Annotated in this window: 4 protein-coding genes, 6 tRNA genes and 4 rRNA genes; 1 reads left to right on the top strand and 13 read right to left on the bottom strand. The window is 48.0% G+C overall.

Annotated elements, in window-relative coordinates; genetic code table 11:
- Positions 1 to 77 precede the first annotated feature (77 nt).
- A complete protein-coding gene (metH, locus tag AOT11_RS08855; protein WP_017420070.1) occupies positions 78 to 3,758 on the bottom strand; it encodes a methionine synthase in 3,681 nt (1,226 codons plus the stop codon).
- Positions 3,759 to 3,951: 193 nt separating this feature from the next.
- Between metH and AOT11_RS08850 the strand changes: the two genes are divergently transcribed.
- On the top strand, positions 3,952 to 5,286 hold the full coding sequence (locus AOT11_RS08850; protein WP_017420071.1) for a cation:proton antiporter: 1,335 nt from the start codon (positions 3,952 to 3,954) through the stop codon (positions 5,284 to 5,286).
- Positions 5,287 to 5,327: 41 nt separating this feature from the next.
- Here AOT11_RS08850 and AOT11_RS08845 read toward each other — a convergent pair whose 3' ends face one another.
- The 12 genes from AOT11_RS08845 to rrf (AOT11_RS08790) form a co-directional block, all read right to left on the bottom strand.
- Positions 5,328 to 6,755 carry a sensor domain-containing diguanylate cyclase gene (locus tag AOT11_RS08845; RefSeq protein WP_017420072.1) on the bottom strand — a complete coding sequence of 476 codons (1,428 nt, stop codon included), beginning with the start codon at positions 6,753 to 6,755 and terminating at the stop codon, positions 5,328 to 5,330.
- A 1-nt stretch (position 6,756) separates the two neighbouring features.
- The gene (locus AOT11_RS08840) at positions 6,757 to 7,887 is read right to left on the bottom strand and encodes an FIST signal transduction protein (RefSeq protein ID WP_017420073.1); all 1,131 of its coding nucleotides are present in this window, start codon (positions 7,885 to 7,887) and stop codon (positions 6,757 to 6,759) included.
- Between the two features lie 225 nt (positions 7,888 to 8,112).
- Positions 8,113 to 8,189: transfer RNA gene (locus AOT11_RS08835), tRNA-Trp, on the bottom strand.
- A gap of 54 nt (positions 8,190 to 8,243) precedes the next feature.
- Positions 8,244 to 8,320, bottom strand: a tRNA-Asp gene (locus AOT11_RS08830).
- 30 nt (positions 8,321 to 8,350) lie between these two features.
- Positions 8,351 to 8,466, bottom strand: a 5S ribosomal RNA gene (rrf, locus tag AOT11_RS08825).
- Between the two features lie 90 nt (positions 8,467 to 8,556).
- Positions 8,557 to 11,443: ribosomal RNA gene (locus tag AOT11_RS08820) — 23S ribosomal RNA — on the bottom strand.
- Between the two features lie 338 nt (positions 11,444 to 11,781).
- Positions 11,782 to 11,857 (bottom strand) — tRNA-Val (locus AOT11_RS08815).
- A gap of 14 nt (positions 11,858 to 11,871) precedes the next feature.
- A tRNA-Ala gene (locus AOT11_RS08810) sits at positions 11,872 to 11,947 on the bottom strand.
- 14 nt (positions 11,948 to 11,961) lie between these two features.
- Positions 11,962 to 12,037, bottom strand: a tRNA-Lys gene (locus AOT11_RS08805).
- Between the two features lies 1 nt (position 12,038).
- A tRNA-Glu gene (locus AOT11_RS08800) sits at positions 12,039 to 12,114 on the bottom strand.
- Positions 12,115 to 12,181: 67 nt separating this feature from the next.
- Positions 12,182 to 13,724 (bottom strand): 16S ribosomal RNA (locus tag AOT11_RS08795).
- A gap of 292 nt (positions 13,725 to 14,016) precedes the next feature.
- Positions 14,017 to 14,132 (bottom strand): 5S ribosomal RNA (gene rrf / locus AOT11_RS08790).
- Together the 16S, 23S and 5S rRNA genes with 6 tRNA genes alongside form the textbook arrangement of a ribosomal RNA operon.
- Between the last annotated feature and the right edge of the window lie 4 nt (positions 14,133 to 14,136).

Genomic DNA, 14,136 nt, shown 5'->3' with positions numbered 1-14,136 from the left:
CGTTTTAAGATCACATTGATCCAAAGAGAAAAGGTCACATCGCTGTGACCTTTTCTTTTTCTCAACGCTGGCCAGTATCAGCCATTAATGTTTGGACCAAGCCATTTTTCGGCTTCCAGTAAATCCCAACCTTTACGCTCAGCATAGCTTTCCACTTGGTCTTGCTGAATTTGTGCGATGGCAAAATAACGCGAATCGGGATGAGAAAAATACCATCCTGATACCGAAGCTCCCGGCCACATCGCGTAACTGCTGGTGAGTGACATGCCAATGGTTTCTTCTACGTTAAGCAGTTCCCACAACGGCCCTTTCTCGGTGTGCTCAGGACAGGCAGGGTAACCCGGCGCAGGACGGATCCCCTGGTATTTCTCACGGATCAATTCTTCGTTTGAAAGGTTTTCGTCGGCAGCATAGCCCCAAATCTCTTTACGGACACGTTCATGCAGATACTCTGCAAAAGCTTCCGCTAGACGATCGGCAACCGCTTGAATCATGATCGCGTTGTAGTCATCCCCCTGTGCTTTGAACTGATCTGCGAGTTCACGCTCGTTCACACCACCCGTCACAGCAAAAGCACCGATCCAATCATTTTTGCCACTCTCTTTTGGAGCAACGTAATCTGACAAACAGTAATTCGCCCCTTTGGGTTTCTCCGTCTGTTGACGAAGATTGTGCAGCACTTTCGCTACTTGAGTGCGAGACTCATCGGTATAGACTTCAATGTCATCACCAACACTTGCCGCGGGGAACAAACCACACATACCACGCGCCTTGAGTAACCCCTCTTGTTCGATACGATCTAGCCACTCGTTAGCATCTTCAAACAAACGCTTCGCTTCTTCGCCCACTTCTTCATGATCAAAGATGGTTGGGTATTTGCCCACTAGGGACCACGTGAGGAAAAATGGTGTCCAGTCGATGTATTGGCGCAACGTCGCCACATCAAAGTCGTCAAACACGTGCACACCTGGCTGGCTAGGTACAGGAGGCGTATAGCTTTGCCAATCAATCGCCACCTTGTTCGCACGTGCTGCTTCTAGCGTCACAGGCTTAGTACGCGGCTTCTTGCGATTATGCTGATCGCGAACCAACTCATAATCGGCCTGCAGGCGTTCAACAAACGCAGGACGTAACTCATCAGAGAGCAACGAGGTACACACGCCGACTGCGCGAGAGGCGTTATTCACGTATACCACCGGATGTGAGTAGTTTTGTTCAATCTTCACCGCAGTGTGCGCCTTGGATGTTGTCGCGCCGCCAATAAGCAAAGGCAAGTCAAAGCCAAGACGCTCCATCTCTTTGGCTACGTGCACCATTTCATCGAGTGATGGGGTAATCAGACCAGAAAGACCGATGATATCGACTTGTTGCTCTTTCGCGACTTTCAAGATCTGCTCACACGGCACCATCACACCGAGATCGATGATCTCGTAGTTGTTACATTGCAGTACTACGCCAACAATGTTTTTGCCGATATCGTGTACATCCCCTTTCACCGTCGCCAATAAGATCTTACCGTTTGAAGAACCTGCTTGTTTTGATGCATTGATGAAGGGCTCCAAGTGAGCCACCGCCTGCTTCATGACGCGTGCTGATTTCACCACTTGTGGTAAGAACATTTTGCCCTCACCAAACAGATCGCCCACCACGTTCATGCCGTCCATCAGAGGACCTTCAATCACTTCCAGTGGCTTGCTGGCGTTTAAGCGTGCTTCTTCGGTGTCCTCGACAATGAACTCGGTGATCCCCTTAACCAAAGCATGCTCAAGACGTTTCTCGACAGACCAAGTACGCCACTCCAGTGCCGATGCGTCTTCTTGCTTGCCTACGGCATTTTCACGGTACTTTTCGGCAATCTCCAATAAACGTTCAGTGGCATCGTCGCGGCGGTTCAGTACGACATCTTCGACCGCTTCACGTAACCTTTCAGGCACGTTGTCATAAATTTCGAGCTGGCCAGCATTCACGATGCCCATGTCCATCCCGTTCTTAAAGCAGTGGTAAAGGAATACAGCGTGTATCGCTTCACGGACGTAATTGTTGCCGCGGAATGAGAAGGAAACGTTCGATACCCCGCCTGAGATCATCGCATGTGGCAAATCGCGTTTGATGTCTGCCACCGCTTCAATAAAGTCGACCGCGTAGTTGTTGTGTTCATCAATGCCCGTTGCAACGGCGAAAATATTGGGGTCGAAGATAACATCTTCCGGTGGGAAACCGACTTCATCAACCAAAATACGATAGGCTTTGGTGCAGATCTCCAGTTTGCGTTCACGCGTATCCGCTTGGCCGACTTCATCAAATGCCATTACGATCACAGCGGCGCCATAGCGACGAATCAACTTCGCCTGTTCGACAAACTTCTCTTTCCCCTCTTTGAGAGAAATAGAGTTCACGATGCCCTTGCCCTGGATACACTTGAGGCCAGCTTCAATCACTTCCCATTTAGAAGAGTCGACCATGATCGGCACTTTGGAGATTTCAGGTTCAGATGCACATAGGTTAAGGAAACGCACCATGCACGCTTCTGCATCGAGCATCCCTTCATCCATGTTGATGTCGATGATTTGCGCACCGTTTTCAACTTGCTCACGTGCAACGTCCAACGCTTCATCATACAGTTCTTCTTTGATCAAGCGTTTAAAGCGCGCAGAACCAGTAACGTTAGTACGCTCACCCACGTTAACAAAAAGGGTATCTTTGGCGATAGTCAGCGGCTCTAAGCCAGATAAACGACAGGCGACTGGAATCTCAGGCAAGACACGAGGACTCACTCCTTCCACCGCTATTGCCATATGGCGAATATGTTCTGGCGTGGTGCCACAACAACCACCAATCAGGTTGAGAAAACCACTTTGCGCCCACTCTTTGACGTGTTCCGCCATCTCTTCTGGAGAGAGGTCGTACTCACCAAAGGCATTCGGCAGGCCCGCATTCGGGTGAGTGGAAACAAACGTTTCAGAAATTCGAGAAAGCTCTTCAACATAAGGGCGCAGTTCGTCGGGTCCAAGCGCACAGTTTAAGCCAAAAGAGATAGGACGTACGTGACGAAGAGAGTTGTAAAAGGCTTCCGTCGTCTGACCGGAAAGCGTTCGACCTGAGGCATCGGTGATGGTACCCGAAATCATGACAGGGAGTGCGAAACCTAATTCTTCAAACACCGAATCCACCGCAAACGCACACGCTTTCGCATTCAAGGTATCAAAAATAGTTTCGATAAGGATGAGATCAGAACCACCGCGGATCAGTGCACGAGTCGATTCAGAATAGGCCTCTACCAGCTCATCAAAGCTGACGTTGCGATAGCCCGGGTCGTTTACATCTGGCGAAATGGAACAAGTACGGTTGGTTGGACCAAGCACTCCCGCAACATAGCGCGGTTTCGCGGGATTTTTGGCTGTCCACTCATCTGCGGCTTCACGTGCTAACTTCGCGGCAGCAAAGTTGATCTCTTCGCTCAGGCTTTCCATATCGTAGTCAGCCATCGCGATGGTGGTGGCGTTAAAGGTGTTGGTTTCAAGAATATCAGCACCCGCTTCTAGATAGGCATGATGAATTTCTTTAATCAACTGCGGCTGAGTTAGCACCAGTAAGTCGTTATTGCCTTTTAAATCGCTATGCCAATCAGCAAAACGCTCACCACGATAATCTTGCTCCTGCAACTTGTAGCCTTGGATCATGGTGCCCATACCACCATCAATCAATAAGATTCGCTGCTTCAGTTGTGCTTCAATCTGCGCTCTAATATTACTTCCCACAATACCGCCTCATTCCTTTTTCTAATATCGACATCCTATCACACAATTTTCAGGAGTCTAGACGTCTAAAAACACTAATTTTGACTATTTTGCCTGCAATCTTATTGGACCATTTTACTAGGAAAAAGAGATTGCTATTTGCTCATCAAACGAGGAGAATTTCGTTCACAAATTGTTACAAATAGAGAACTGTATGTCGGTCTACTATACTCTCTGCTTTCTATCCGCTGCAGCAATGCTGATTGCTTTTGTAAACAGCAAGATAGGCAAAATGCAGACTACCATCGCGATTACCGCGGGTTCAATGGTGCTCTCATTACTTATTTTAATTGCTGGTCAGAACAACTGGTTCCACTTAACTGAAATCGCTACACAAACCATGTCGAGCATCGACTTTGAAGATTTCCTCCTCAAAGGTATTTTGGGCTTCTTATTGTTTGCCGGTGGTTTAGGCATCAAACTACCCAATCTTAAAGATCAAAAATGGGAAATTACCGTGTTAGCCTTAGGAGCGACACTTTTCTCTACTTTCTTTATTGGTTTTGCTCTTTATGGCATTTGCCAGCTCATTGGCATTCAGTTTGATCTGATTTACTGCCTGCTTTTCGGTGCACTCATTTCACCGACCGACCCGATAGCCGTTTTAGCCATCGTGAAAAAACTCAAGGCACCGCGTCGAATCTCAACCCAGATTGAAGGTGAATCACTGTTCAATGATGGCTTTGGTCTCGTGATTTTTGTGACTTTGTTTACCATCGCATTTGGCCACGAAACCCCCACGGTAGGCAGCGTCACCATGCTGTTTATCCAGGAAGCGATCGGCGGTATTTTGTATGGTTTCGCGTTGGGGTTACTCTTCCATTATCTTATCTGTGCCACAGATGACCACTCAATGGAGCTACTACTCACTATTGGCATTCCAACAGCAGGCTATGCTTTTGCAGAAGTGCTCCATGTTTCAGGTCCTTTAGCCATGGTGGTTTCTGGCATTATGATTGGTAACTGGACGCGCTTCATCGGCTTCTCTAAAGAGAGTGAAGATCATCTCGACCATTTCTGGGAGCTCGTTGATGAGTTTCTGAACGGTGTGCTTTTCCTTCTGATTGGTATGTCGATGTTGCTGTTTAAGTTCCACCAAGAGGACTGGATCTTAATGGCAATTGCCATCCCTCTTGTATTAGCAGCTCGCTACCTCAGCGTCTTTCTCTCATACATCGGCTTTAATCGCTTTCGTCGCTACAACCCGTGGTCAATTAAAATCCTCACTTGGGGTGGATTGCGCGGTGGTTTAGCCTTAGCGATGGCACTCTCAATTCCATCGGGTATCTGGGTTATTCCAGATAAGCTCATCGACGTGAAAGAGATTATTCTGGTAATGACCTACGCGGTGGTGGTTTTTTCAATATTGGTTCAGGGCTCAACCATCACTCCAATGATTGAGAAAGCGAAGAAAGCACAAATCGATTTTGAAGAACAAAACAAAGTAGAATCAGAAAGTAAAGTGAATCAACAATCGCTTTCATCATAATTGAGAAGGGCTGGCAACAGCCCTTTTTTACATTACAGTCCTTACTGGGACGCGATTACACAGTTCCGACCATGCGCTTTTGCATGATAGAGGCATTCATCAGCCTGTTTCATCAATTGTTCGAGAGGTGTGTTAAGCTCCGACGGCTGCAATGTTGCCACGCCAATGCTAATGGTCATTTGTAACAGTTGCTGTTCATAGTGGACTTGCATGTTTTCCACAACGCTTCGTAATCGATTAGCCACGTCAAATGCTTCCTTTTCGCCTAATCCCGGTAACACAACGGCGAACTCTTCTCCTCCTAAACGACCGATAACATCTATTTCTCGTGTTGAGAGATCAGCCATCTTAACAAGTTCAACAAGAACCAAGTCACCAGCGGCATGACCATAGCTATCGTTGAATTTTTTAAAGTGATCGATATCTAGGATCATGATTGACAGTGGACAGCTCCAACGTTGACACGTTCTGATCGATTTTTCAGCTTGCTCGATAAAACTACGGCGATTAAATGCACCAGTAAGCGGATCGGTCGCAGCCAGATTACGCAACATGGCTTCGAGTTTTTTACGTTCACTGATATCGGTGATCGACATGATGATCATAGGTTTGCCTTCAAAAACCAAGCGACTGAAGGCCATCTCAATCGGAATATCTTTCTTTTCCGGCAGCATGAGTAACAAATCCGCACGGGTAATTTCCTGACTATCTTGTTCGTTAATGGTTTTTTGAATATAACGCTGGAATAACTCCCGGCTGCGCAAAGAGATAAAATCCATTGGATGGTGGGACAACACATCTTGCTCAGACATACCAAATAGGTGACAAATGAAATCATTCGTCATCAAAATATTCAATCGAAGATCGCAAATCAAAATACCAATAGGGGCTGAGTTTACGAGCTGCTGTAGCTGTTTTTCAGCACGTTTCGATTGTTGTAAACGCAGGTATTGCATCTCTTCGAGCTTTTTACGCAGGTAGATGTCTTGTAATACAAGCAGCCAACGGTGATTCCCAACGGCTGTAATGTTCGCCCTCACTCTATATTCGTTGTTGTTCAACTGAAATGCGATATCTTCGCTTCTTCCACCACGTGTTTGGTAGTTCTCAAGAAAAGCTTGAAACTCGCTAGATGCTTTGATGAAAGGGAGCTCAAAAATGCAATCCGTATTGGTATCAGGGCTAAGTAGTGGAGGGTCAAAATGACCAATTCGGACATCTCGAATAATGCCATCTCTGTCCATCCATAAACTCATGTCAGGCAAAGAGTCCAAAATCGAATTTAAGGTTTGATTGCGTTGATTGAGCTCATCACTACTGATATCTAGTGAACGCTCTAATATCGTGAGTTGCTCTGAGAAGGATTGATAGCCAGACTCCACCAACTCAACCAACAATTGAATTTTAGGGTCATCGGGAAGACCTTGCGGAAATACTTTTCTGAGCTGTCGCTGCAGTAAGCGATGCATACTACATTTCCGACAGAGTAGTAATGGTCATGGTTTGATTATGCAGATCTGCGCTTCCTTCCTCCGAGCTAGGGGCAATCTCACCATAAGAGTAAAAACCGCATACCCGAGTATTTTCGCCTAACTCTTCGCTCACCGCCTCAACCTCGTCTTCAGCCAACTGCCTCAAGAGTAAGCGCCTTCCTACACAACTGATTAAGATGGCCAAGGCCGGGGATGAACTATCGTGATGACACAAACTCGCGGCATTACGTGCTCCCTCAATAAGCGATTCTGAACTGGCTCTCATCAATTTAGCAGTGACGCCTTTGGGTACATTACCCGCAAATGTTATCGATCCTTGTGTCTCATCAATCGCGAGTAAAGTACGCACAAGTTTTATCTCTTGACCAGGTACACTGATCTCTAGGGGAAATCGCAAACCGCTAGCGGGCAGTTCTTGTGCTAAGTCTCCTAAATACGTTTTGTATATAGACAAAGCATCCTGATCATCGAGCTCATAGAGAACATTATCGGTTGAACGTGTTACCTTTCTTTCCATGCCAAAAGGACACCAACCACCACGTGAACCATAACCCACCGACAATTGCTCACCATACAACCCTAACGCGACCACAAGCCCAGAACTGGATCGGTTTCCAAAAATTACAGTAGTCTGTTCAAACCGCTCACCATCGCCCGCTAAACCACCAGTCACTTTAATGTTTTTCGGCAAGACAGAATGAAAACCTTCAACAAGATGGCCCCCGTTAATGAGCAATCCATCACTCAGAACAAAGACGTGTTTTAAATTATCCTTGTGAGAAGATAACTCCTGACCTAACTGAACTCCGATGTTGAAACTTGTTCTCACTCCTTCTTCGATGTGTGCACTCGCTAGATGAATTGTCGACTTTTCAAATAGTATGATGGTTGCAACGACAGCATTTTCAAGAATCGTATTGTCAATAATTTCTCCTGCTGTGCTACAACCTATGACTTGGGAGTGGGGCATCTTTGCACTTAACTGCACAAGCGACGCATCACTCGCTCGTCCAAACACGATGATTAATGTATTTATGCTATCTAGTTGGCTAGAGGAAGATAAACCTTGCCAATGACCTTCTTGCCATACAATTTGCTCAATCTTCATGATGCGCCCCCATCCCTTTAAATTAAAGTTAGTTGCTTTTGCCTATCATTCAAGAGCAAATACGGAGGGTGGAATAAAATAAGCAAACAAGAGAGGAGCTTGCAGAAGCAAAGAGGGGGCGAAAGGAAATATGGGGTCGATGATATAGTCACCAACAACAGAAGTTTACATACTCTAAAATAGGATATGAAAAAGGCTCTGAACTTTCGTTCAGAGCCTTAAATATGGCAGGGGTGGAGAGATTCGAACTCCCAACACGCGGATTTGGAATCCGCTGCTCTGCCAATTGGAGCTACACCCCTAAATTTTACTTATATCTAAAAAAACCCCGCTAATCAGCGAGGTTTCTAAATAAGTGGCGGAGCGGACGGGACTCGAACCCGCGACCCCCGGCGTGACAGGCCGGTATTCTAACCAACTGAACTACCGCTCCGCACTGGTTAGACCTAAGTCTAAATTAAAAGCCTGGCGATGTTCTACTCTCACATGGGGAAACCCCACACTACCATCGACGCTATTTCGTTTCACTTCTGAGTTCGGAATGGGTTCAGGTGGGTCCAAAACGCTATGGTCGCCAAGCAAATTCTTAAAATTCGGAAAGCTGTTTGCGTTCTCTACACATTCAAATTCGTTCTTGCTTTGAGTCCATCAAAACCCTTTGGGTGTTGTATGGTTAAGCCTCACGGGCAATTAGTACAGGTTAGCTCAACGCCTCACAGCGCTTACACACCCTGCCTATCAACGTTCTAGTCTCGAACAACCCTTCAGGATACTTAAAGTATCAGGGAAGACTCATCTCAGGGCTCGCTTCCCGCTTAGATGCTTTCAGCGGTTATCGATTCCGAACTTAGCTACCGGGCAATGCGTCTGGCGACACAACCCGAACACCAGAGGTTCGTCCACTCCGGTCCTCTCGTACTAGGAGCAGCCCCCTTCAATCTTCCAACGCCCACGGCAGATAGGGACCGAACTGTCTCACGACGTTCTAAACCCAGCTCGCGTACCACTTTAAATGGCGAACAGCCATACCCTTGGGACCGACTTCAGCCCCAGGATGTGATGAGCCGACATCGAGGTGCCAAACACCGCCGTCGATATGAACTCTTGGGCGGTATCAGCCTGTTATCCCCGGAGTACCTTTTATCCGTTGAGCGATGGCCCTTCCATTCAGAACCACCGGATCACTATGACCTGCTTTCGCACCTGCTCGAACCGTCATTCTCGCAGTTAAGCGGGCTTATGCCATTGCACTAACCTCACGATGTCCAACCGTGATTAGCCCACCTTCGTGCTCCTCCGTTACTCTTTGGGAGGAGACCGCCCCAGTCAAACTACCCACCAGGCACTGTCCGCAACCCCGATTAGGGGCCAACGTTAGAACATCAAACATACAAGGGTGGTATTTCAAGGACGGCTCCAACGCAACTGGCGTCACGTCTTCAAAGCCTCCCACCTATCCTACACATGTAGGTTCAATGTTCAGTGCCAAGCTGTAGTAAAGGTTCACGGGGTCTTTCCGTCTAGCCGCGGGTACACTGCATCTTCACAGCGATTTCAATTTCACTGAGTCTCGGGTGGAGACAGCGTGGCCATCATTACGCCATTCGTGCAGGTCGGAACTTACCCGACAAGGAATTTCGCTACCTTAGGACCGTTATAGTTACGGCCGCCGTTTACCGGGGCTTCGATCAAGAGCTTCGCTTACGCTAACCCCATCAATTAACCTTCCGGCACCGGGCAGGCGTCACACCGTATACGTCATCTTACGATTTTGCACAGTGCTGTGTTTTTAATAAACAGTTGCAGCCACCTGGTATCTGCGACTCTCGTCAGCTCCATCCGCAAGGGACTTCACCATCAAGAGCGTACCTTCTCCCGAAGTTACGGTACCATTTTGCCTAGTTCCTTCACCCGAGTTCTCTCAAGCGCCTTGGTATTCTCTACCCGACCACCTGTGTCGGTTTGGGGTACGATTCCTTACAATCTGAAGCTTAGAGGCTTTTCCTGGAAGCATGGCATCAATGACTTCACTACCGTAGTAGCTCGACGTCGTGTCTCAGCCTTAAGAGTGTCCGGATTTACCTAAACACTCAGCCTACGCACTTGAACCTGGACAACCGTCGCCAGGCCCACCTAGCCTTCTCCGTCCCCCATCGCAATTGTAAGAAGTACGGGAATATTAACCCGTTTCCCATCGACTACGCTTTTCAGCCTCGCCTTAGGGGTCGACTTACCCTGCCCCGATTAACGTTGGACAGGAACCCTTGGTCTTCCGGCGGGGAGGTTTTTCACCCCCCTTGTCGTTACTCATGTCAGCATTCGCACTTCTGATACCTCCAGCATGCTTTACAACACACCTTCAACGGCTTACAGAACGCTCCCCTACCCAATGTTCATAGAACATTGCCGCAGCTTCGGTTTACAACTTAGCCCCGTTACATCTTCCGCGCAGGCCGACTCGACTAGTGAGCTATTACGCTTTCTTTAAATGATGGCTGCTTCTAAGCCAACATCCTAGCTGTCTAAGCCTTCCCACATCGTTTCCCACTTAGCTGTAATTTGGGACCTTAGCTGGCGGTCTGGGTTGTTTCCCTCTCCACGACGGACGTTAGCACCCGCCGTGTGTCTCCCGGATAGTACTTACTGGTATTCGGAGTTTGCAAAGGGTTGGTAAGTCGGGATGACCCCCTAGCCTTAACAGTGCTCTACCCCCAGTAGTATTCGTCCGAGGCGCTACCTAAATAGCTTTCGGGGAGAACCAGCTATCTCCGAGTTTGATTGGCCTTTCACCCCTAGCCACAAGTCATCCGCTAATTTTTCAACATTAGTCGGTTCGGTCCTCCAGTTGATGTTACTCAACCTTCAACCTGCCCATGGCTAGATCACTCGGTTTCGGGTCTATATCCAGAGACTATGGCGCCCAGTTAAGACTCGGTTTCCCTACGGCTCCCCTAGATGGTTAACCTTGCCACTGAATATAAGTCGCTGACCCATTATACAAAAGGTACGCAGTCACACCACGAAGGTGCTCCTACTGCTTGTACGTACACGGTTTCAGGTTCTATTTCACTCCCCTCACAGGGGTTCTTTTCGCCTTTCCCTCACGGTACTGGTTCACTATCGGTCAGTCAGGAGTATTTAGCCTTGGAGGATGGTCCCCCCATATTCAGACAGGATAACACGTGTCCCGCCCTACTCGATTTCACTGAACATGCATCGTCAACTACGGGACTATCACCCTGTATCGTCGGACTTTCCAGACCGTTCGTCTAACACATGTAAAGCTTAAGGGCTAATCCAATTTCGCTCGCCGCTACTTTCGGAATCTCGGTTGATTTCTTTTCCTCGGGGTACTTAGATGTTTCAGTTCTCCCGGTTCGCTTCATTGAGCTATGTATTCACTCAATGATACTGGCTTATGCCAGTGGGTTTCCCCATTCGGAAATCGTAGACTCAAGTGGCTGTTACTGCCTCATCTACGCTTATCGCAAGTTACTACGTCCTTCATCGCCTCTGACTGCCAAGGCATCCACCGTGTACGCTTAGTCACTTAACCATACAACCCCAAAGGGTCTTTGTTAAACAACCAAAGTTGCTATCTCATTATTTGAATGAGCGAGATAGCGTTGATTTTGCCGGACTCAATTTCGAATAGTCACTAAAGTGACCTTCCCAAGAACACTTGAATGTGTTTGTTGGTGTTTGTCTTAAAGACAAACATTGAGAACTTTACAAACAACAATAAATTGTTGTTTTGTCAGCTTTCCAAATTGTTAAAGAGCAATGCAATTCTCTATGAGAAACACACTTTTTAAAGACTTTCAGCGTCGAAAAATCAACCACAGACATAAAGAAGGTGGTTTTCATTAAGAAACACTAAAAATATTTAAAGAGTGGTGGGCGATACCGGGTTCGAACCAGTGACCCCCTGCTTGTAAGGCAGGTGCTCTCCCAACTGAGCTAATCGCCCATTGCGTTCAAGAATGGTGGAGCTATGCGGGATCGAACCGCAGACCTCCTGCGTGCAAGGCAGGCGCTCTCCCAGCTGAGCTATAGCCCCAACTCTTGAAGTAATGGTGGGTCGTGCAGGATTCGAACCTGCGACCAATTGATTAAAAGTCAACTGCTCTACCGACTGAGCTAACGACCCATGGTATCCCGTAGGGGAGTCGAACCCCTGTTACCGCCGTGAAAGGGCGGTGTCCTAGGCCTCTAGACGAACGGGACACTAAGATACTCTAAACTTTCTAAACCATATCAATCTGTGTGAACACTCATCGCAATAATCATCGTATAAGGAGGTGATCCAGCGCCAGGTTCCCCTAGCGCTACCTTGTTACGACTTCACCCCAGTCATGAACCACAAAGTGGTGAGCGTCCTCCCGAAGGTTAAACTACCCACTTCTTTTGCAGCCCACTCCCATGGTGTGACGGGCGGTGTGTACAAGGCCCGGGAACGTATTCACCGTGGCATTCTGATCCACGATTACTAGCGATTCCGACTTCATGGAGTCGAGTTGCAGACTCCAATCCGGACTACGACGCACTTTTTGGGATTCGCTCACTTTCGCAAGTTGGCCGCCCTCTGTATGCGCCATTGTAGCACGTGTGTAGCCCTACTCGTAAGGGCCATGATGACTTGACGTCGTCCCCACCTTCCTCCGGTTTATCACCGGCAGTCTCCCTGGAGTTCCCGACATTACTCGCTGGCAAACAAGGATAAGGGTTGCGCTCGTTGCGGGACTTAACCCAACATTTCACAACACGAGCTGACGACAGCCATGCAGCACCTGTCTCAGAGTTCCCGAAGGCACTCCAGCGTCTCCGCTAGATTCTCTGGATGTCAAGAGTAGGTAAGGTTCTTCGCGTTGCATCGAATTAAACCACATGCTCCACCGCTTGTGCGGGCCCCCGTCAATTCATTTGAGTTTTAATCTTGCGACCGTACTCCCCAGGCGGTCTACTTAACGCGTTAGCTCCGAAAGCCACGGCTCAAGGCCACAACCTCCAAGTAGACATCGTTTACAGCGTGGACTACCAGGGTATCTAATCCTGTTTGCTCCCCACGCTTTCGCATCTGAGTGTCAGTATCTGTCCAGGGGGCCGCCTTCGCCACCGGTATTCCTTCAGATCTCTACGCATTTCACCGCTACACCTGAAATTCTACCCCCCTCTACAGTACTCTAGTCTGCCAGTTTCAAATGCAGTTCCGAGGTTGAGCCCCGGGCTTTCACATCTGACTTAACAAACCACCTGCATGCGCTTTACGCCCAGTAATTCCGATTAACGCTCGCACCCTCCGTATTACCGCGGCTGCTGGCACGGAGTTAGCCGGTGCTTCTTCTGTCGCTAACGTCAAATGATAGTGCTATTAACACTACCACCTTCCTCACGACTGAAAGTGCTTTACAACCCGAAGGCCTTCTTCACACACGCGGCATGGCTGCATCAGGCTTGCGCCCATTGTGCAATATTCCCCACTGCTGCCTCCCGTAGGAGTCTGGACCGTGTCTCAGTTCCAGTGTGGCTGATCATCCTCTCAGACCAGCTAGGGATCGTCGCCTTGGTGAGCCCTTACCTCACCAACTAGCTAATCCCACCTGGGCATATCCTGACGCGAGAGGCCCGAAGGTCCCCCTCTTTGAGCCGAAGCTATCATGCGGTATTAGCCATCGTTTCCAATGGTTATCCCCCACATCAGGGCAATTTCCCAGGCATTACTCACCCGTCCGCCGCTCGCCACCCGAGAAACAAGTTTCTCTGTGCTGCCGCTCGACTTGCATGTGTTAGGCCTGCCGCCAGCGTTCAATCTGAGCCATGATCAAACTCTTCAATTAAAAGTTTTTTGAAGTTTCGCTTCGGCTCAATGAATACTGAATAAATTGACTGTGCCGATACTTAGTATCGTTTTGGTCACTCAGTTCATTGATAAATCTTTTGGATTATCATCAACGAGTGCCCACACAGATTGATAGGTTTATATTGTTAAAGAGCTTTGCTTTCAGCGCCTTAGCACTTAAGCGAGGTGCGTATAATACGCGATTGACTCTGTAAGTCAACATAAAACTCTAAGCTTTTTGCTTAAAACTTTATGGTGACTCGTCTAATTAAAGACAAGTCGAATTAAAAGCCTGGCGATGTTCTACTCTCACATGGGGAAACCCCACACTACCATCGACGCTATTTCGTTTCACTTCTGAGTTCGGAATGGGTTCAGGTGGGTCCAAAACGCTATGGTCGCCAAGCAAA

It is taken from the genome of Vibrio vulnificus NBRC 15645 = ATCC 27562 (genome assembly GCF_002224265.1).
GTDB lineage: Bacteria > Pseudomonadota > Gammaproteobacteria > Enterobacterales > Vibrionaceae > Vibrio > Vibrio vulnificus.
The sequence above is the reverse complement of the archived record's forward strand: the minus strand, read 5'-3'. Positions and strand labels throughout refer to the sequence as shown.

Bases quoted from the DNA above. Each gene is read 5' to 3' on its own strand.
- AOT11_RS08850 (WP_017420071.1), top strand. From the start codon at position 3,952: ATGTCGGTCTACTATACTCTCTGCTTTCTATCCGCTGCAGCAATGCTG.
- AOT11_RS08845 (WP_017420072.1), bottom strand. From the start codon at position 6,755: ATGCATCGCTTACTGCAGCGACAGCTCAGAAAAGTATTTCCGCAAGGT.
- AOT11_RS08840 (WP_017420073.1), bottom strand. From the start codon at position 7,887: ATGAAGATTGAGCAAATTGTATGGCAAGAAGGTCATTGGCAAGGTTTA.